A 16042-nucleotide genomic window follows, 5' to 3' on the forward strand; every position below is an offset into this window, starting at 1 on the left:
ATAGGATGGCAGACCAGCCATGCGTGGTTTCGCTGCGGGGCAGCGAGGGTAGTCTGGAGACTACCCATTATCAGTAGGAACGAGTCAGAGACTCGCGCCAGCGGGGACAGCGAAGAAAGAAAAACACGCATATCCAATTCCAGCCTTTCGCTTGAGCGCCTAGAGTTCGACCGCCCCTGAGCGACAGCGAAGTGGGCGAAGGAGAAATCACAGCGCGAGGGCGGAAGGCGGGGCCTCGCGGCCGTGAGCGCTTATCGTCAACGATGAAACAACACAGCTCCTAAACCCACGCAATAAGCGGACAAGCCAAGGCATCAGCCTCAAGCATCAACCGCAAACCAAAAAACACGAGTTTCCCCAAAATCAGCCCAAAAACAAACCACCACTTACCTGTCATACCCCCTGACACAAACAGAACCAAACCGTTCCCCGTTTTCGCCTGAAAATGCCAGAATGACATAAAAACGGGTTTGGCAAAATAGTTGCCACTGGTCAGGCACCCAGAAAAGTAGAAGTATAATCTGTAAGGATAAAAAGATATATGAGTACAGCAGCTGAACAAAATCCTCAAGAACAAGAGAACATCCAGCCTGAAAACACCGAGGCGACAGAAGCAACGGCAACTGAGCAGACAGAAGCCCAAGCCCCGGAAGCAGCAAATGCCTCTCCAGAGGGTGGTTCTTCAGAAGCAGATGAACTGCGCGACAAATACCTGCGCCTGCATGCCGAGTTTGACAACTTCAGACGCCGCACGTCCAAAGAACGGTTAGAGTTGTTCAAAACCGCGAACCAGGAGTTGATGGTGGCCTTGATTCCGGTGTTGGATGATCTGGAGCGAGCTCAGGCAGCCATGAAAGATGCGCAGGATGTGAACGCCGTACGCGAAGGCGTGGAGCTGATCTTCAACAAGTTCTTAAGCCTGTTGCAGCAAAAAGGCCTGAAACCCATGGAAGCGGTTGGGCAGCCGTTTGACGCCGAGGTGCACGAAGCCATCACGCAGATTCCGGCGCCTTCTGACGAGATGAAGGGCAAAGTGATTGACCAAGTAGAGAAAGGATATTACCTCAATGACAAAGTGGTTCGCTTTGCCAAGGTGGTAATTGGAGCATAAGAAGCCATGGCAACCAAAAGAGATTATTACGAAATACTGGGCGTAGCCAAAGGGGCTTCTCAGGATGAGATAAAGAAAGCGTACCGCAAAATCGCGATCAAGTTTCACCCCGACAAGAACCCCGATGACCCTACCGCCGAGGACAAATTCAAGGAAGCCGCTGAGGCCTACGAAGTCCTGAGCGATGAGCAGAAACGCCAACGCTACGACCAATTCGGGCACCAGGGCGTGAACGGCGGCGGCTATGGCGGCGGAGGTGGCATGAACATGGAAGACATTTTCTCCCAGTTCGGTGACATCTTCGGTGGTGGCGGAGGAGGCGGTTTCGAAAGCTTCTTCGGAGGTGGCGGACAGCGCGGCGGCAAGCGCGTGCGCAAAGGCAGCAACCTGCGCATCAAGCTCAAACTGAACCTGGAGGAAGTAGCCAAAGGCGTAGAGAAAAAAATCAAAGTAAAACGCTACGAGGCCTGTAATGTCTGCGACGGAAACGGTTCTAAAAACGGAACTGCCCTGAATACCTGCCCTACCTGCCAGGGACAAGGCCAGGTGAAACGCGTGGTAAACACCATGTTGGGCCAAATGGTATCGGCCAGCACGTGCCCTACCTGTAACGGCGAAGGCAAAACCGTCAGCCAGAAATGCGATGCCTGTCACGGTGAAGGTCGTCAGCTCCGCGAAGAGGTGATTTCCATCAACGTGCCCGCCGGTGTGGCAGATGGCATGCAGCTGTCCATGGGCGGCAAAGGAAACGTGCCGGAACGCGGTGGTATTCCCGGTGATCTGTTAATCCAGATTGAGGAAGAGCAGCATCCTACTCTGCGCCGCGACGGCAACAACATCATGTTTGAGCAGTACGTGAGCTTCGTGGATGCTACTTTAGGAGCCAGCGTAGAAGTGCCTACCATTGAAGGCAAGGTGAAGATTAAGATAGATCCAGGCACCCAGTCCGGCAAAATCCTGCGCCTGCGCGGCAAAGGTATCCCAGACATCAACGGCTACGGCAAAGGAGACCAACTCATCCACATCAACGTCTGGACACCTAAGAACGTGAACCCAGAAGAACGCCAAATCCTGGAGCGCCTCCGCGAGTCCCAGAACTTCATCCCGAACCCAGGTAAGAACGAGAAAGGCTTTTTCGAGAAAATGAAAGAGTACTTTCAATAAGGAGAGTTCTGAGTCTTGAGTCCGGAGTTCTGAGTTATCAACAACGCCCGTTTTCTTTTACAGGAAGCGGGCGTTGTCATTTTCAGGAAGGTGGTTTGTAGCGGCGTTACACCGTAACGCCGTGTTCCTATGAAACGATACTGTCTCCACCTAGACAACCTTTCTTCACCACAGATAGGAATTGCGGCAAGAATTGGTCCTGCTGTTTGAAACTTGTTTGCTGCGTAGAACCACGGCGTTACGGTGTAACGCCGCTACAGGGTGTTTTCCCGAAAACAGGCCTGAAACCCAGGGGCGGTCCACTTGCAAACCGAAGCGCTTTCCCTTAGCTTTAGCCCAACTAACCAACCGCTTTTCTCTTGCAACCCATTCTTCAGATACAGGGCGTGAGCAAACGCTACGAAGCGCACCAAGCCCTGAACAAAGTCTCGTTTGATGTTCCCAAAGGCAGTATTTTCGGGCTGTTGGGGCCGAACGGGGCCGGTAAAACGTCGCTCATCCGCATCATCACCCAAATAACCGGTCCCGACGAAGGGCAGGTGCTGTTTGAAGGCCAGCCTTTGCAGCCGCACCATGTGCAACAGATTGGCTATCTACCCGAGGAGCGGGGCCTTTACAAAAAAATGAAGGTAGGGGAGCAGTTGGTGTACCTGGCGCGGTTAAGAGGGTTGGAGAAAGCAGATGCTACCCAGCGTATCAAAGTCTGGGCAGAACGGCTGGATCTGAAAACCTGGCTGAACAAGAACGTGGAAGACCTTTCCAAAGGCATGCAGCAGAAGGTGCAGTTCATTGCCACCGTCTTGCATGAACCCAAACTGCTGATTCTGGACGAACCTTTCTCGGGCTTTGACCCGGTGAACGCGAACATCATCAGAGATGAAATCCTGAAGCTTAGGGAGCAGGGCTGCACCATTATCTTCTCCACCCACCGCATGGAATCTGTAGAGCAGATGTGTGACTACATTGTCATGATCAACCGCTCGCAGAAAGTGATGGAAGGAAGCGTGAAAGAGGTGAAAGCCCGCTACCGCAGCCACACGTACCACGTGGAAGGCACCGGAAAACTGATGATTATGTCGCCCGATTTCAAAGTGCTGACCCAAGCGCAGAACGGAAATGATTTCACGGCCGAGGTTCAGTTGGAGCCAGAGATTGGCCCCAACCAACTGCTGCGCTATTTAACAGAACGGGTGGAGGTGCACGGCTTTCAGGAGAAGGTGCCCAGCATCCATGATATTTTTATTCAAACTGTAACCCAAGAAGCACATGGATAAGATCTGGTTAGTGTTTCAGCGCGAATATCTGGTGCGCGTGCGCAAGAAAAGCTTCATTGTCATGACTATTCTGGGGCCGCTGCTCATGGCCTTGGTCATGATTGTGCCCATCTGGCTCGCCACCATGTCTGATGATACCAAGGTGGTGCAGGTGCTGGACGAGAGCGGTTACCTCAAAGGCAAGCTTACTTCTACTGAAGAACTGAAGTTTGTGCAGGTGCCAGGGCCGGTAGAATTGGCAAAACAGATTTATCTGAACTCGGAGGACGCGGCGTTGCTGTACATTCCTAAACTAGACCTGGAAAAACCGCAGGGCATTCAATTGTTCTCCCAAAAAAGCACCAGTTTGTCCATGATCTCTTCCTTGCAGAAGCAGGTGCGGCAGGAACTGGAGGAAGTGAAATTCGCCAACTCGGGCATTGACCAACAAGTACTGGATAAGATTAAAACCCCCATCAGCATCCGGACGGTGAATCTAAGCGCCGAAGGGGAGAAAAGCAGTGATGTGGGCGTAACCACGGGAGTGGGCTTTTTAGGGGCGTTTTTGGTATATCTGTTCATTTTCATCTACGGTGCCCAGATCATGCGCGGCGTCATAGAAGAGAAAACCAGCCGTATTCTGGAGGTAATGGTGTCTTCGGTGAAGCCGTTTCAACTCATGGCCGGAAAAATTCTGGGAATTGCCGCCGTAGGGCTTACCCAGTTTCTGCTGTGGATTGTGCTTACCTCGGCCATTGGCGGCGGAGTATCGGCGCGCTTTGACTTGAACCGGTTCTCTGATGACCAGATTGGCCAGACCGTGCAGGGCATAGAGAATGAGCGCGATGCCCAACAAGCCCAGGAAATCCATGAGGTGGTAAGTGCCGCCCAAGACCTGAACCTGCCCTTGCTCATCGGGAGTTTTCTCTTTTACTTTTTAGGCGGATATCTGCTGTACGGCGCGTTGTTTGGGGCCGTGGGAGCCGCCGTAGATTCCGAGACCGATAGCCAGCAGTTCATGCTGCCCATTACGGTGCCGCTCATTTTGTCCTTCATTGTGGCCCAAACCATCATCGTGAAGAACCCTAACGGGCCGGTCGCTTTCTGGATGTCTATGGTGCCGTTCACCTCGCCGGTGGTCATGATGCTGCGCATGCCGTTCGGGGTGCCCACCTGGGAACTGCTGCTGTCCATGTTTTTCCTGATTGCCGGTTTCATTGGCACCATCTGGGTAGCTGCCCGCATCTACCGCGTAGGAATCCTGATGTACGGTAAAAAAGTGAACTACCGCGAACTTTCTAAATGGCTCTTCTATAAAGGCTAAGTAATAGACGCTAGATGTTGGTAATTAGATATTAGACGGTTTAGTAAAGCAACATCTAATTTCTAGCGTCTGTTCTCTAACTTCAACTTCCATTTTTAGCCCGATTTCCGGAAAACTGCTCTAACGCATGAAAAAGCTTCTCTTTCTATTGTCGGCTGTACTGTTCCTTAGCTCTTTCACTATGGATAAACCCGCTTATCGTTTGTTCCAGGGTAATGGCAAGTCGTTGAAGTACGAGAAGATGTTGAAAGAACTGGCTTCCGCCGATGTGGTATTCTTTGGCGAACAGCACAACGACCCTATTGCGCACTGGTTGCAAGTGGAACTCACCAAAGACCTGTATCGCCTGCACGGCAAACAACTGATCCTAGGCGCCGAGATGTGGGAAACCGATACCCAAGCCGCGGTTGATTCTTTTCTGCAAGGGCAACTGGAAGAGCCGAAGTTCCTAGAGGCAAGCCGCGCCTGGCCCAACTACCCCACCGACTACAAACCAACGCTCAGTTTTGCCAAAGCAAACGGGATCAAAGTCATTGCCACCAACGCACCCCGCCGCTCGGCCAGGATTGTCGCCCGTGAAAGTCTGAAAGGATTGGATGCCTTACCTGCCCAGGAAAAGCAGTGGCTGGCGTTGCTGCCCATCACGGTAGATTTAGAGTTGCCAGCTTACAAGCGCATGCTCAGTATGTTCGGAGATGCACATAGCACCTCCGCGGCTTCTGCGCAGATTGTGGAGGCCCAAGCCCTGAAAGACGCGACCATGGCCCACTTCATCAGCAAGAACCTGCCACAAGGCCAACACCTGCTGCACCTGAACGGCGCCTACCACTCAGACCACCACGAAGGCATTCTCTGGTACCTGCACCGCCTTCGGCCTGAACTAAAAGTCTTGACCATTTCCACCGTGCTTCAATCCCAACTGGAAGACCTGGAAAAGGATAACCTGCAACGTGCTGATTTCGTGTTGGCGGTTCCGGAAAGTATGACTAGAACGTATTAGGGAGGTGTGTTTTACCACCCCGCCCTCCGGGCACCCCTCCTAAAATAGGAGGGGTGTTTTGTTTTGGCCTTGTACGGCTTGTAAGAACCAGCAATGCGTAGTGTCGCTGCGTTGCAGCGAGGATAGTCTGGAGACTACCCGGTATCTGCTGGCACGAGTCAGAGACTCGCGCCAGCAGGAGGTCTACAAACTCCACTCACGCATTCCCAGTTCCAGCCTTTCGCTTGAGCGCCTAGAGTTCGGCCACCTCTGAGCGACAGCGAAGCAGGTGAGGAGAAATCACAGCGCGAGGGCGGAAGGCGGGGCCTCGCGGCCGTGAGCGCTTATCGTTAGAAATGAAACAACAAAGCACCTGCAATCACGCAGTAAGCAGCATAACCAAGGGAACAGCAAACTGCATGCACAAAAAAAAGGCCTGCTAAAAAGCAGGCCTTTCCAAGAAATTACCTTAAGAACGTTAGGCAGAGAAAGAGCTTCCGCAGCCGCAAGTACTCTTCGCCTGTGGGTTGTTGAAGACAAAGCCACGGGCATTAAGGCCATCCTGGAAATCTACTTCCATGCCCATCACATACATGCCGTGTTTCTTGTCCATGATGAGTTGAACCCCGTCCAGGTCAAAGATTTCGTCTGAGTCCTTTGGTTTGTCAAAACCGAGCAAGTAGGACATGCCGGAGCAACCGCCGCCTTGCACCCCAATGCGTAAACCGTATTCGGCCGGTACATTTTTATCTTTCATGATCACCTTCACCTCTTGCAGGGCCAGCGGAGTAAGGGATATAGGAGCTTTTTTTAGAGTTGTGCTTTCCATAGTAAGTGGTTTTTGCGTAGCAAAGATACTAAAATACAGACTGTTTGTAAAGGACAGCGCTATACTATAAGTAACTAGAAAAGCGGCAAAATGATTCAGCCGCGGCCACATCAAATTTTTCCCGATATTTACCTAATCAAAGCGTTTCAAAGACGTATTCCGAAAAACCGGGCGAAAACGGCGCAGTTACGCCAGCTATCCCTTTCTTATGACAACAGATACCTCCTCCATTGTGCTGCTCGTATTACTGAGTGCTATTCCGGCTTTCCTCATCGGTGGAGCCATGTACTTGCTCACCCAGAAGTACCTGGACCGCGATTACCGGAAAAGAGTGCTGGAAATACGGCTCAAGAACAGCGAAACCATTCTGCCCATCAGGTTACAGGCCTACGAGCGCATTATCCTGTTTCTGGAACGTATTACACCAAGTAATTTGCTCATCAGGGTTAGTCCCTCGGGCCTGACTGCTACTGATTTTCAGGCGCAACTGCTCCAGGAAATAAGGGCCGAATACACGCACAATCTTTCGCAGCAGTTATACATGAGCGAGGCCGCCTGGCAGCAGGTGAAAAAAGCGAAAGAAGACGTGGTCTCTATGATCAACCAGAACTACCAGAACCTACAGGATAAAACCAAAGGCACCGAACTGGCAAAAAGAGTGCTGGAGAATGTATTGCACAACGAAGTAGACCCCACGGTACAGGCCATTCAGTTTCTGAAGCGTGAACTGCACGAGATCTTCTAAACCGGCTTTCCCGTTTTTAGCTTGTTTCGGGAAAAGACGCAAAGAAGGGAAGGGCGGTGACTGATGGGCAAATCCTAGTCCGGTTGCCGTTACTTTCTGAACACCTAATTTTATGCTGCTTTTCAGAAAGCGAAGGATAACTGACCGCTCTGGTGCTTTCCGTAATGGAGGTTGGAGACGGTGATTCCTAGCAGCCGGACGGGTTTGGTGGGGAGAAACGGCGTGCGCAGCAACTCTGAGGCAATATCCAGCAATACTTCCTCGGCGCGAACGCTGGAGAAAAAGGTTTTGCTGCGGGTGTTTAGGGTGAAGTCGTGGTACTTGAGTTTGAGGGTGATGGTTTTGCCGCTGGCTTCCAGCCGATGCAGGTCATAGGCCACTTCCTCGGCCAGGCGCTGTAACTGCGGCAGCATCTCGTCCTCGGTTTCCAGGTCTTCCATGAAGGTGCGTTCTGAGCCAATGCTTTTCCTAATGCGGTTGGGTTCCACGGGGCGCTCGTCCTGGGCGCGGGCAATTTGGTAAAAGTAAGAACCTGATTTCCCGAAGTGCCGGCGCAGGTCCATCTCAGAGCGGTTTTTCAGGTCGGCCCCGGTATGGATGCCCAGTTGCTTCATTTTGGCGGCGGTCACATCCCCAATGCCGTAGAATTTTTCAATGGGCAAGGCTTCCACAAAGGCCTCGGCTTGGTCGGGCAACACCACCGTCAGGCCATCGGGTTTGTTTTGGCCCGAGGCTACTTTGGCCAGGAATTTATTGAAAGACACACCCGCCGAGGCTGTCAGGCGGGTTTCCCGCAGGATCTCGTGCTTAATGCGCTGCGCGATGAACATGGCAGACTTCAGCCCGAATTTATTCTCGGTGACATCCAGGTAGGCCTCGTCCAGAGAGAGTGGTTCCACCAAATCGGTGTAGCGTTGGAAAATCTCCCTGATCTGACGCGAGACCTGCTGGTACACCTCAAACCGGGTGGGCACCATGATCAGGTTGGGGCATTTCCGGAAAGCCAACTGCGAAGACATGGCCGAGAATACGCCGTATTGCCGGGCCTCGTAGCTAGCCGCTGCCACCACGCCCCGCGCTTTGGTGCCACCCACGGCCACGGGTTTTCCGCGCAGTGCCGGGTTGTCGCGCTGCTCAACGGAGGCGAAGAAAGCGTCCATGTCTATGTGAATGATTTTACGCACTACGCTGGGTCATGAGGGAAGCGGAACAAAGAAATGTACCTCCGGTCTCGGTTGAAAGCAAGCTGCCCAAGTATTTAGAATTTTTTCGGCCTGATTTACAACCTAAAAAGAGTTAGAAAGCTGTATTCATAAAATGATTTGTGAACTTGCGCCGTTACTCAACCGTACTGCGAAGTTAACTTAAGAAACCTTCCCAGACTAAGTGTGAACGGATGTTCTACCTTTTTATGCGTTAAACCAAATCCACTTAATACCTTACACTATGAAAATCAAATCTTTACTGTCTCTTGTTGTTTGCGGCGTGGCTAGCCAGTTCATGGTAAGCTGTTCTTCTTCAAACCAGTACTTTGACTTTAGCACCCCGGCCACTACCTATCAGAAAGCCGCACCGGCTAAAGGTACCCCAACGGTAGAACCGGCCGCCCCAGAAGCGGTGGTGGCTCAGGCCGAACCAGAGAAAGCAGCAACTCCTGTAACTTCAGATGAAAATAAATCAACCCCAGCCCTGGAAGCCAATGCCGCTAGACCGGTTGCCTCCAGAGAAGTGGCTCGTACTGCCCCGTTAACCTCCACAGCGGTGGCCCGGGCGTTGGAAGCCAATCCCAATGTAAAAGCGATGGCCAATGAGCTGGCCTCTGCTAAAAGCAAAAAAGATGTAAAGATGGCTACCAAGAAAATCATGCGCGAAGCCAAAGCCGTGAAAAAAGCCAATGCCCTGAATCAGTACGTAAAGATTGGTTTGATTCTGTTGGTAGCGGGTGTTTTGCTGAGCATTATCCCTGGTTTAGGCTTGGTGGGTACGCTGGCAGCCATTGTAGGTCTGGTGTTTATCTTGCTGGGCTTGCTGGAAATGTAGTTTCCCCGTGCATTTAAACAGCCCCAAAAGAAAGCGGCACCGTCTATTTAGGCGGTGCCGCTTTCTTTTGGGGCTGTTTTGGAAAAAAGGAGTGAAAAATGAAGTTCAATCGTCGTGCCGGTGCACGTAATACAGAATGTACCCGAAGATGGTAATGATTACCCTGAGCGCCCAGCCAATAGGTCTTCCCCAATTGTCTACCCACAAAAGCAGAAAGTGATTCGCCCCGAAGGAGGCCACCAACAGCGAAACCAACCCTACCAGAAAAATAAGTAAACCTAAGAATTTCATAAGCAGCAGGCGTTTAGGTGCGTGAATAGAAGCAAGATGCCGTTTATAGCCCGTTTTCATAAACCTTCGCATAAAAATTTGCGGGCAGGAATCACAAAGAAGAAGGACACCGTTTCCAAGCTGTTTTTATAAAAACTACCCTGAAAATGGTGCCCTCTGAAAGTAAGGCGCTTGCCTTCTTAGTTGTTGTATTCCTGCGGAACGCCGCCAGCGTTGCCTTGCTGCGGAATGCCCATTTTCTTTTCGCGCTGCTGCTGGTACTGCTGGAACTGGGTAACGGAAAGCACGTTCTTCAACGACTCCAAACGGGTTGAGCTAATCAAGTCCATGGTCGCTTTCAACTGGCGCGGGTCATTTTTGTGGTCTTTCTTCGCCTGCTCCAGTTGCTGCACGCTGGTTAAATTAATAGCCTTTACTTTGGCGGCCTGGGCCGGGGTCAGTTTCAGGTGCTGGGTCATGGTAGTGGTCATGGCTTGGGCACGAGCCTCTGGCGTGACGGCTGCGGTCTGGGCCTGGCTGGCAAGGGTGGTGAAAACCAGGGCCAGCAAAAAGGTAATTCGCTTCATATACATACTAAGGTAAATTCTTTCAAAAGCGGAGTTCCCGCGTCGGCATTCAGACACGCGAAGCGAGAAAATTAGTTCCGGTCAGGTAGCGGCAAAGATACAAATACCGGGCCAGCTTCCAGGGCAGGAATAGGGGATAAAAGCAAGCGCCGGAGTGCAGGGTTTCCGCTAATTTCGCCTTATCTTTGAAATCCAGTTGCCGCAGAGTGAACGCGGTAAACCGAGATTCAAGTCTTTTCAGAACGATTATTTAGCATGCCAGAAAACCATTTCAAGACGATTGCGGGGGAGCTGCAAGTAAACCAGAAACAAGTAGAAGCCACGGTAGCGTTGCTGGACGAGGGAGCCACCGTGCCCTTCATTGCCCGGTACCGCAAGGAAGTAACCGGCAGCCTGGACGAGGTGGCCATTGCCGCCATCCGCGACCGTGTAGAGCAACTCCGGGAGCTGGACAAACGCCGCGAAAGCATCCTGAAATCCTTAAAAGACCAGCAGAAACTAACCCCAGAACTGGAAGCCCAGGTACTAGCTGCCGAAACCATGGCCGTGCTGGAGGATATTTACCTGCCGTACAAGCCCAAACGCCGCACCAAGGCCACCATCGCCCGCGAGAAAGGGCTGGAGCCACTGGCGCAGAAGCTGTTTGAGCAAGCCAACCTAGATATTGCTTCTGAGGCCGCTGCGTTTGTGAGCGAAGAAAAAGAAGTGAAATCTGCGGAAGAAGCCTTAGCTGGTGCCCGTGATATTATGGCCGAATGGATCAACGAGAACCCCGAGGCCCGCGCCAGCATCCGGAATTTGTTTGAGAAGAAAGGCGTGTTCAAAGCGCGCGTGATTCCGGGCAAAGAAGAAGAAGGCCAGAAATACAAAGATTACTTTGAGTGGGACGAGCCCATTGAGAAAGCCCCTAGTCACCGCATTTTAGCCATGCGCCGCGGCGAAAAGGAAATGGTCTTAATGCTGGATGCCCAACCTGAGGAAGAGGCAGCCTTGGCCATCTTGGAAGACCAGTTCGTGACCGGCAACAACGCCGCCGCTGAGCAAGTGCGACTCGCCATCAAAGAAAGCTACAAGCGTCTGCTTCGCCTGAACATGGAAACCGAAGTGCGCCTTTCTTCCAAGAAACGTGCCGATGAAGAAGCCATCCGAGTTTTCGCTGACAACTTACGCCCCATGCTCTTGTCTGCGCCGTTGGGCCAGAAACGCGTACTCGCCATTGACCCGGGCTTCAGAACCGGTTGTAAAGTGGTGGCCCTGGATGAGCAAGGCAAACTATTGCACTACGAAGCCATTTTCCCACACAACGGTGCCGGGCAGGCCACAACGGCCGGGCATCAGGTTATGGCCATGTGCGCCAAATATAACATCGAAGCCATCGCCATTGGGAACGGGACCGCTTCGCGCGAAACCGAGACCTTCGTGCGCGGCTTAGGCTTACCCAACACCATTGCCATTGTGATGGTGAACGAAAGCGGTGCCTCCATTTATTCGGCTTCAGACGTGGCCCGCGAGGAGTTCCCAGACCAGGACATCACCGTGCGCGGCGCCGTTTCCATCGGTCGCCGCCTCATGGACCCGTTGGCTGAGTTGGTGAAACTAGACCCTAAGTCCATTGGGGTAGGCCAGTACCAGCACGATGTAGACCAGAATGCCTTGAAGCACAGCTTGGACGATGTGGTAATGAGCTGCGTGAACGCCGTGGGCGTGGAGGTAAACACCGCCAGCAAGCAGCTCTTGACCTATGTATCTGGTTTGGGACCGCAGTTGGCGCAGAACATCGTAGACTACCGCAACCAGAACGGTCCGTTTAAAACCCGCAATGAGCTGCGCAAAGTAGCCCGCCTGGGTGACAAAGCCTTTGAACAGGCGGCTGGCTTCCTGCGCATCAGAGGCGGGAAGCACCCACTGGACGCCAGCGCTGTGCACCCCGAGCGTTATGCTCTGGTAGAGCAAATGGCGAAAGACTTAGGCGCCACCGTCGAAGACCTGCTCAAAAACGCTGAGCTCCGCAAGAAAATCGAGCTGAAGAAATACGTGTCTGAGACCGTTGGTTTGCCAACGCTGCAAGACATTTTGAGCGAATTAGCCAAACCCGGCCGTGACCCGCGCGAAAGCTACGAGGTGTTCAGCTTCACTGAAGGGGTGAACGAGATCAAAGACCTGCGCCAGGGCATGAAACTGCCGGGCATCATTACCAACATCACCGCCTTCGGGGCGTTCGTGGACATTGGGGTGCATCAGGATGGTCTGGTACACGTGAGCCACTTGTCTGACCGTTTCGTGAGCAATCCGCATGAAGTGGTGAAAGTAGGGCAGAAGGTAGAAGTGACGGTGCTGGAAGTGGAAGTAGGCCGTAAGCGTATTGCGCTTTCCATGAAAGGAGATCCGCAGGCCGCTACTGCCAGACCAAGCCGGGGCAATGACCGGAAAGCCGGAAACAACACCAGTGGCGGTAGCAAACGCGAAGCACCGGTAGAGGAAGAAGACATGGCTACCAAACTGAACAAGCTGAAGAGCATGTTTCGGTAATAAGCGTACTTAATGCCGTGTAGAAGCCTTTATGGTTTCAGGCCTGTTTCACTAAAACGGACCTGAAACCATAAAGGCTTCTTTGTTTTTAGGCTGGAAAGAATGTAGTTATGAAACTAAGGTAAATTGAATTAAACGGAGTGTTGTGTGCTGCTGTTTAAGGTTTAATGCTGTTTGTAGATTCGTTTATTTATAGATAAGTGCAATAGCGTGTTCTGGGTATAAGTGTAAAATACTCTTGGTTGATATATAGGGTTTGTATCTGTTTGTTATCTTTTTTACCGAAATGGAGGGTTCTTGTCTTTGATTTAAGAATTAATAGAATCATGTGAATAGGGATGATTTATTAGATTAGTATTATTTATGGTGTTTGGTTTTGGTGTAGTTGAGATTTTGTAGCTAATTTTAGAGGGTTAAAATAATTTCCTATTCCAGTATATGCAGAAACCTTTACTCCTTTTATTGCTGGTGTTATTCTCATGGTCTGTACAGGCACAGAAAGACACTTTGCGCATCAAGAACATCTCGTACTCCTCTGGTTTTGAGGAAAAGTATTTCAAGGCCTTAGACAAGGGTGAGCAAAACAAGCTAGCATTACTGCTTTCGGTGAATCCCTCGGTAACAGAAAAAGAGTTGGAGTTGGCCGGGCAAGCCATGCAGCAGCTTTATGTTGCGCTGGATATGAGTAAAATCAGGGATAAAGCCTTGCCTAAGCAGGTGAAGCTGATTTTCGATCTGGCCCACAGGCAATTCCTGAAGAAATATGAGGAGATCGCGTCTTTTGACCAGATCATGAAAACAGGGACGTATAACTGTGTAAGTGCAACGGCCCTGTATGCACTGGTGCTGGAGCATTACGGCATTGGCTATGAAATAAAGCAATTGCCCACCCACGTCTATCTGGTAGCCGACCCAAAAGGGAGCAAGATCATGATGGAGTCCACCAATCCATTAGGTGGTTATTTTGCCCCAGATCCTAAGTTTAAGAAGAGCTATGTAGAGTATCTGCAAAAGGGCAAACTGGTGAGCGAAGAAGAGGTGAGAACCAAAGGGGTAGATGTTGTCTTCAATGAGAACTTCAAAGCTGACAAATCCATCAATTTTCAACAGCTAGTATCTTTGCAGTATTATAATGAAGGGGTAAAGCAGTATGAAGAGCAGGCGTATGAAAAAGCCGGGAAGGCGTTCCAGAAAGCGTACCGGTTGCATCCCTCGTATGAAACCCGCTATCTGCTCACTTCTGCCATAGGGCTGCAGATGGAAGGGCTTAATTATGATAAAATGGAGCAGGTAGACTTATTGACCAGCTTCTACGCCATGCAACCCGGCGATGCTTACCGAGATGATTTCACCAATGATTTCAAGGTATTAACCCAGAAACACTTGCTAGATAAGCCAGACACTGTCTTTTACAATAAGATCTATGCAGCTTTCAAAAGTGCGGCCCGTGATAGCGTGTCCTACAAAGACATTGCGTACGTCTACAATTTCCACAACGGCCGGGTGAAGGCATTGAATAACCAGTATGAGCAGGCAATGGGATATTTCACCAAGGCATATGGGTTTAACCCTGCAAGTACTGAGTTAGTAGGAATGTTGAAGTCGCTGATCTATGAGCAACTGAATAGAAACCGACTTTCTGGAGATCTTTCCAAGACGTTGGAATCTTACCAGAAAAGCTTCTCTTTCCTCCAGGCAGATCCTGACTTCCATCATAATTGTATGCTGGCCTACGCGAGAGCCATCCATAATGCGTTTAATGCTGATAGCCGTACCGAAGGCAAGAAATTGCTTCTCTCCCTTGAAACTCTTTATAAAAAGGACAAAGGAGACTTCACTGAAAGAATGATGGGTGATTTGTTCCTGGGTGCCTGCCAGTCATACTACCGGGCAAAAAGCGCCACCACCATGAAAGAGCTGGCGAAGAAAGGCTTGTCTTATGACCCAAGAAATGAAGGCTTGCGGATGGTGGCTTCAATGCCTGCCAATGCCAGGTTCTAACCAGAAATGATGTTTACAGAAAGGCCAGTGATTACACTGGCCTTTTTTATGTACAACCAGTCAGGTTTCGCGAGCAAGTAAAGCACACTGCCCTGTTCTGTTAGGAGCATATAGCAGGGTAAAGGCAGAATGTTCGTTGAGTCCAATTTATTTGTTACTTCTTTCCAAAACCTGAACCGCCTAAATAAAGTTAATACAAGGATGGAGGTGACCTCCCGTTTATTGGGGTAAATCTTTAAATATAGGCAGAAAGGGAGACCAAATCCAACCAACCATGGAATCTGAAGAATACTTACAACTGGAAACTGACCGGCGGTACACGTTACTGGTGCTGCACTGGAAGGGGTTTGTGCCCAGTGAAGTATACCGCGACGGGCTCATGGAAGCAGTACAGGTTTCCAGAAGAGGAGGGCTGTTGAGCTGGGTCATGGACATGAAGTACATGAAAGTGATTCGGCAAGCCGACCAGGAATGGACGCTGAGTACCTGGTTTCCGCAGTTTCATCTGTTGGGGGTGAAGCGATTGGCCTTCGTCATTTCAGAGGACATCTTCAACCAGATGGCGGTCAGTAGCATGATTGCCACGCTTCGGCCCAAGTTCCACGGCGAAGTGGAATATTTTCAGGAATTAACTGAAGCCCGGCGCTGGGCGCAGGAAAACGCCGGTGGCCTTAGCGATTTAGGCCTGTTTTCCGTAAAATAGCCGCAAAAACAACTTTTCGGTCTGCATGAACATCAAGAAAAAAGTAAAAGCAATTCTTCCGCTGGAAGGTGGCCGCTTTGTGGCCCTGGGCGTATTTGTGAAAGCCGCCGAGCAGGCCAACTGGTCAGACAATGAGATTCAATCTGTGATAGATGAAGTGGTGGAGGCCGAAGAGGCCGAGGCCATTTCCATCCTGCAATCTTATACCACCGCCTAACTACCTGCCATGCCCTTAAGCCCCAAACTGGAAGCCAAACTGAGCAAGCCTTTCGCCCCAGACAGCCGCATAGATGATGTGTTCGCCGGCAATGACCTCACCTTTATCACAGACAAACAAGGTTATGCGGTCACGCTGTTCATTGGCAAGCGCAGACCAGACGGCAGCATCAATGGGGAGCGCTACGTACGTCACCTCAAGTTTGAGGCCGATGGCATTACCCTCAAATCCAGTCACTGGGACGCAAAAGGAAAAGTTACCCGCTTTTGATTTTACTGCGTTTTAGTCAA

The 16042-nt window shown here is 51.0% G+C and carries 17 protein-coding genes; 12 read left to right on the forward strand and 5 right to left on the reverse strand.

The window, feature by feature from the left end; all coding sequences use genetic code 11:
* Positions 1-280: 280 nt before the first annotated feature.
* On the reverse strand, positions 281-460 hold the full coding sequence (locus tag ACY0JR_RS05720) for a hypothetical protein (protein ID WP_462632982.1): 180 nt from the start codon (positions 458-460) through the stop codon (positions 281-283).
* Between the two features lie 81 nt (positions 461-541).
* Here ACY0JR_RS05720 and ACY0JR_RS05725 point away from each other — a divergent pair, with 81 nt between their 5' ends.
* The 5 genes from ACY0JR_RS05725 to ACY0JR_RS05745 all read left to right on the forward strand — a co-directional run bounded on the left by ACY0JR_RS05725 (position 542) and on the right by ACY0JR_RS05745 (position 5852).
* Positions 542-1111: a nucleotide exchange factor GrpE gene (locus ACY0JR_RS05725; RefSeq protein ID WP_462632983.1), complete on the forward strand. Its 570-nt coding sequence runs from the start codon at positions 542-544 to the stop codon at positions 1109-1111.
* A gap of 6 nt (positions 1112-1117) precedes the next feature.
* The gene (dnaJ, locus tag ACY0JR_RS05730) at positions 1118-2275 is read left to right on the forward strand and encodes a molecular chaperone DnaJ (protein WP_462632984.1); all 1158 of its coding nucleotides are present in this window, start codon (positions 1118-1120) and stop codon (positions 2273-2275) included.
* 359 nt (positions 2276-2634) lie between these two features.
* A complete protein-coding gene (locus ACY0JR_RS05735) occupies positions 2635-3549 on the forward strand; it encodes an ABC transporter ATP-binding protein (protein ID WP_462632985.1) in 915 nt (304 codons plus the stop codon).
* Complete coding sequence (locus ACY0JR_RS05740) at positions 3542-4852, forward strand: ABC transporter permease (RefSeq protein ID WP_462632986.1); 1311 nt, start codon at positions 3542-3544, stop codon at positions 4850-4852. Before ACY0JR_RS05735 ends, ACY0JR_RS05740 begins: the two co-directional genes overlap by 8 nt.
* Before the next feature lie 181 nt (positions 4853-5033).
* Positions 5034-5852, forward strand: a complete 819-nt coding sequence (locus ACY0JR_RS05745) for a ChaN family lipoprotein (protein ID WP_462632987.1) — start codon at positions 5034-5036, stop codon at positions 5850-5852.
* Between the two features lie 457 nt (positions 5853-6309).
* Here the strand turns inward: ACY0JR_RS05745 and ACY0JR_RS05750 are convergent, their stop codons facing one another.
* The gene (locus tag ACY0JR_RS05750; RefSeq protein ID WP_462632988.1) at positions 6310-6660 is read right to left on the reverse strand and encodes a HesB/IscA family protein; all 351 of its coding nucleotides are present in this window, start codon (positions 6658-6660) and stop codon (positions 6310-6312) included.
* 208 nt (positions 6661-6868) lie between these two features.
* Between ACY0JR_RS05750 and ACY0JR_RS05755 the strand changes: the two genes are divergently transcribed.
* Entirely contained in the window at positions 6869-7405 is a 537-nt protein-coding gene (locus tag ACY0JR_RS05755; protein ID WP_462632989.1) for a DUF7935 family protein, read from the forward strand.
* Positions 7406-7527: 122 nt separating this feature from the next.
* On the opposite strand, the gene dinB is transcribed toward ACY0JR_RS05755, so the two are convergent.
* Entirely contained in the window at positions 7528-8589 is a 1062-nt protein-coding gene (gene dinB / locus ACY0JR_RS05760) for a DNA polymerase IV (protein WP_462632990.1), read from the reverse strand.
* A gap of 262 nt (positions 8590-8851) precedes the next feature.
* On the opposite strand from dinB, the gene ACY0JR_RS05765 reads away from it, so the two are divergent.
* The gene (locus ACY0JR_RS05765) at positions 8852-9445 is read left to right on the forward strand and encodes a DUF308 domain-containing protein (protein ID WP_462632991.1); all 594 of its coding nucleotides are present in this window, start codon (positions 8852-8854) and stop codon (positions 9443-9445) included.
* A 105-nt stretch (positions 9446-9550) separates the two neighbouring features.
* Here the strand turns inward: ACY0JR_RS05765 and ACY0JR_RS05770 are convergent, their stop codons facing one another.
* Both ACY0JR_RS05770 and ACY0JR_RS05775 read right to left on the reverse strand, forming a co-directional pair.
* The gene (locus ACY0JR_RS05770; protein ID WP_462632992.1) at positions 9551-9736 is read right to left on the reverse strand and encodes a hypothetical protein; all 186 of its coding nucleotides are present in this window, start codon (positions 9734-9736) and stop codon (positions 9551-9553) included.
* Between the two features lie 179 nt (positions 9737-9915).
* Positions 9916-10302 carry a hypothetical protein gene (locus tag ACY0JR_RS05775; protein ID WP_462632993.1) on the reverse strand — a complete coding sequence of 129 codons (387 nt, stop codon included), beginning with the start codon at positions 10300-10302 and terminating at the stop codon, positions 9916-9918.
* Between the two features lie 255 nt (positions 10303-10557).
* On the opposite strand from ACY0JR_RS05775, the gene ACY0JR_RS05780 reads away from it, so the two are divergent.
* The 5 genes from ACY0JR_RS05780 (at position 10558) to ACY0JR_RS05800 (ending at position 16022) form a co-directional block, all read left to right on the forward strand.
* A complete protein-coding gene (locus tag ACY0JR_RS05780) occupies positions 10558-12831 on the forward strand; it encodes a Tex family protein (RefSeq protein WP_462632994.1) in 2274 nt (757 codons plus the stop codon).
* 438 nt (positions 12832-13269) lie between these two features.
* The gene (locus tag ACY0JR_RS05785) at positions 13270-14832 is read left to right on the forward strand and encodes a hypothetical protein (protein ID WP_462632995.1); all 1563 of its coding nucleotides are present in this window, start codon (positions 13270-13272) and stop codon (positions 14830-14832) included.
* A 274-nt stretch (positions 14833-15106) separates the two neighbouring features.
* Positions 15107-15535 carry a hypothetical protein gene (locus ACY0JR_RS05790; protein WP_462632996.1) on the forward strand — a complete coding sequence of 143 codons (429 nt, stop codon included), beginning with the start codon at positions 15107-15109 and terminating at the stop codon, positions 15533-15535.
* A 25-nt stretch (positions 15536-15560) separates the two neighbouring features.
* A complete protein-coding gene (locus tag ACY0JR_RS05795) occupies positions 15561-15752 on the forward strand; it encodes a hypothetical protein (RefSeq protein WP_462632997.1) in 192 nt (63 codons plus the stop codon).
* 9 nt (positions 15753-15761) lie between these two features.
* On the forward strand, positions 15762-16022 hold the full coding sequence (locus ACY0JR_RS05800) for a hypothetical protein (RefSeq protein ID WP_462632998.1): 261 nt from the start codon (positions 15762-15764) through the stop codon (positions 16020-16022).
* The last annotated feature ends 20 nt before the right edge of the window (positions 16023-16042 follow it).

The sequence above is a fragment of the Rufibacter sp. JT3400010 genome, from assembly GCF_054956755.1.

Coding starts and splice junctions, on each gene's coding strand:
- ACY0JR_RS05720 (WP_462632982.1), bottom strand. CDS start 460: ATGTCATTCTGGCATTTTCAGGCGAAAACGGGGAACGGTTTGGTTCTG.
- ACY0JR_RS05725 (WP_462632983.1), top strand. CDS start 542: ATGAGTACAGCAGCTGAACAAAATCCTCAAGAACAAGAGAACATCCAG.
- dnaJ (WP_462632984.1), top strand. CDS start 1,118: ATGGCAACCAAAAGAGATTATTACGAAATACTGGGCGTAGCCAAAGGG.
- ACY0JR_RS05740 (WP_462632986.1), top strand. CDS start 3,542: ATGGATAAGATCTGGTTAGTGTTTCAGCGCGAATATCTGGTGCGCGTG.
- ACY0JR_RS05745 (WP_462632987.1), top strand. CDS start 5,034: ATGGATAAACCCGCTTATCGTTTGTTCCAGGGTAATGGCAAGTCGTTG.
- ACY0JR_RS05750 (WP_462632988.1), bottom strand. CDS start 6,660: ATGGAAAGCACAACTCTAAAAAAAGCTCCTATATCCCTTACTCCGCTG.
- ACY0JR_RS05755 (WP_462632989.1), top strand. CDS start 6,869: ATGACAACAGATACCTCCTCCATTGTGCTGCTCGTATTACTGAGTGCT.
- ACY0JR_RS05765 (WP_462632991.1), top strand. CDS start 8,852: ATGAAAATCAAATCTTTACTGTCTCTTGTTGTTTGCGGCGTGGCTAGC.
- ACY0JR_RS05770 (WP_462632992.1), bottom strand. CDS start 9,736: ATGAAATTCTTAGGTTTACTTATTTTTCTGGTAGGGTTGGTTTCGCTG.
- ACY0JR_RS05775 (WP_462632993.1), bottom strand. CDS start 10,302: ATGAAGCGAATTACCTTTTTGCTGGCCCTGGTTTTCACCACCCTTGCC.
- ACY0JR_RS05780 (WP_462632994.1), top strand. CDS start 10,558: ATGCCAGAAAACCATTTCAAGACGATTGCGGGGGAGCTGCAAGTAAAC.
- ACY0JR_RS05785 (WP_462632995.1), top strand. CDS start 13,270: ATGCAGAAACCTTTACTCCTTTTATTGCTGGTGTTATTCTCATGGTCT.
- ACY0JR_RS05790 (WP_462632996.1), top strand. CDS start 15,107: ATGGAATCTGAAGAATACTTACAACTGGAAACTGACCGGCGGTACACG.
- ACY0JR_RS05795 (WP_462632997.1), top strand. CDS start 15,561: ATGAACATCAAGAAAAAAGTAAAAGCAATTCTTCCGCTGGAAGGTGGC.
- ACY0JR_RS05800 (WP_462632998.1), top strand. CDS start 15,762: ATGCCCTTAAGCCCCAAACTGGAAGCCAAACTGAGCAAGCCTTTCGCC.